The organism is Microcoleus sp. N9_A1 (assembly GCF_036701795.1).
Taxonomy (GTDB): Bacteria; Cyanobacteriota; Cyanobacteriia; order Cyanobacteriales; family Microcoleaceae; genus Microcoleus.
In genome coordinates this window covers 1-1,692 of sequence record NZ_JAUBRI010000059.1, presented here as the reverse complement: position 1 = coordinate 1,692, position 1,692 = coordinate 1, and the positions used below count along the sequence as shown (strand labels likewise).

Here is a 1,692-nt window from a genome sequence, read left to right as displayed (position 1 = left end):
CCCGTGAGAGTTTTCAGTTCCCGGCCTGTCTCGGTGTCCCAGATTTTCAGAGTATTATCCAATGAAGCCGAAATCGCTGTCTTGCCGCCTGGTGCGATCGCCACTGCTAGTACCGCGTTACTATGACCCGTGAGAGTTTTCAGTTCCCGGCCTGTCTCGGTGTCCCAGATTTTCAGAGTATTATCCAATGAAGCCGAAATCGCGGTTTTGCTGTCGGGCGCGATCGCCACTGCTTGTAACTGGCCACTATGACCCGTGAGAGTTTTCAGTTCCTGACCTGTCTCGGTGTCCCAGATTTTCAGGGTATTATCCCATGAAGCCGAAATCGCTGTTTTTCCGTCGGGTGCGATCGCCACTGCACTTATCCCGGAACTATGACCCGTGAGAGTTTTCAGTTCCTGACCTGTCTCGGTGTCCCAGATTTTTATGGTTTTATCATCGGAAGTCGAAATCGCTGTTTTACCGTCGGGTGCGATCGCCACTGCACTTACCCCGGAACTATGACCAGTGAGAGTTTTCAGTTCCTGACCTGTCTCGGTGTCCCAGATTTTCAGGGTTTTATCCCTTGAAGCGGAAATCGCGGTTTTTCCGTCGGGCGCGATCGCCGCTGCATATACCCAGTCACTATGACCCGTGAGAGTTTTCAGTTCCTGGCCTGTCTCGGTATCCCAGATTTTCAGGGTTTGATCCCTTGAAGCCAAAATCGCGGTTTTTCCGTCGGGCCCGATCGCCAGTGGATAGTCACTATGACACGTGAGAGTTTTCAGTTCCCGGCCTGTCTCGGTGTCCCAGATTTTCAGGGTATTATCCAAGGAAGTAGAAATCGCTGTTTTTCCGTCGGGTGCGATCGCCACTGCATTTACATAGCTAGTATGACCCATGAGGGTTCTAATTTCGGTGCCTGTCTCGGTGTCCCAGATTTTCAGGGTTTTATCATCTGAAGCGGAAATCGCTGTTTTGCCGTCTGGTGCGATCGCCACTGCTAGTACCGCGTTACTATGACCCGTGAGGGTGAAAAGTTCTCTGCCTGTTTTGGTGTCCCAGATTTTCAGGGTGTTATCCCTTGAACCGGAAATCGCAGTTTTGCCGTCTGGTGCGATCGCGACGGCTGCTACACAGCTATTATGACCGACAAGTGTCCGCAGTGCTCCTTCATTTGCCCGCTCTATATTAGCCTTCAAAGGCCTCAACCAAACACTATCTTTTGATTGCCTTCCTTGTTCCAGCAACCCCTGAATCTGGGGCATTTCAAAATCCATCAACCTCCCCAACAATTGCCCAGCCAATTGCGTGTTATCCCCATCCAAAACGTGCGCCGACTTCCGAATTGCCCCTTGAATCAATCTCAGAGTTTGACTTTGCCCCTCGGACAACAAAACATCAGAAACCCTCGCCAAATCGTAATCATCAATTAACGCTTGTACCCCCAAAAAATCCAGTTTCATCTCAATAAAACCGAAATCCATCAACCAAGCACAATAACGGTCAACCTTCCCCTGTTTCGCAAATCTCTTCGGTTGATACTTCAACAGCAAATCTCGATCTTCCTGACACTGCTGTGCCAACCACACACCTAATTCGCTCATATCGGCGCTCCTACTGTAGAGTTATCACTAATGTCATCATTAATATCTTCCAGTGTTAGTCCCGCCGACTGCACGGTTTCATCCGCTTCGAGAAACTGCCGAAAAC

Annotated in this window: 1 protein-coding gene; it reads right to left on the bottom strand. The window is 49.8% G+C overall.

The genetic code is table 11. The annotated features are described in order from the left end of the window. The coding region (locus tag QUA58_RS23165; RefSeq protein ID WP_333276375.1) for a WD40 repeat domain-containing protein at positions 1 to 1,586 on the bottom strand (1,586 nt) is incomplete at its 3' end. Between the last annotated feature and the right edge of the window lie 106 nt (positions 1,587 to 1,692).